We start from the raw sequence: 312 nt of genomic DNA, 5'->3' as shown, positions 1-312 counted from the left end.
GAGCAGTTGACTTTTAATCAATTGGTCACAGGTTCGAATCCTGTACAACCCACCATTTCTCAGACGCGGGGCTATAGCTCAGCTGGGAGAGCGCTTGCATGGCATGCAAGAGGTCGGCGGTTCGATCCCGCCTAGCTCCACCAAGTCTGAAAGATGGGCGATTAGCTCAGTTGGGAGAGCACCTCCCTTACAAGGAGGGGGTCACTGGTTCGAGCCCGGTATCGCCCACCATTTCTCAATAGAGAAAAAGCCATTATTGGGGCTATAGCTCAGCTGGGAGAGCGCCTGCCTTGCACGCAGGAGGTCAGCAGT

The 312-nt window shown here is 54.8% G+C and carries 2 tRNA genes; both read left to right on the top strand.

Annotated features, from left to right (window positions below):
* Window positions 1-67: 67 nt before the first annotated feature.
* Window positions 68-143: transfer RNA gene (locus HLG76_RS14735), tRNA-Ala, on the top strand.
* A gap of 12 nt (window positions 144-155) precedes the next feature.
* Window positions 156-231 (top strand) — tRNA-Val (locus HLG76_RS14730).
* The last annotated feature ends 81 nt before the right edge of the window (window positions 232-312 follow it).

Source organism: Salinivibrio sp. EAGSL, from assembly GCF_013366455.1.
Classification (GTDB): domain Bacteria; phylum Pseudomonadota; class Gammaproteobacteria; order Enterobacterales; family Vibrionaceae; genus Salinivibrio; species Salinivibrio costicola.
Note: the sequence above shows the minus strand (reverse complement) of the source record. Positions and strands in the feature narration are given on the sequence as shown.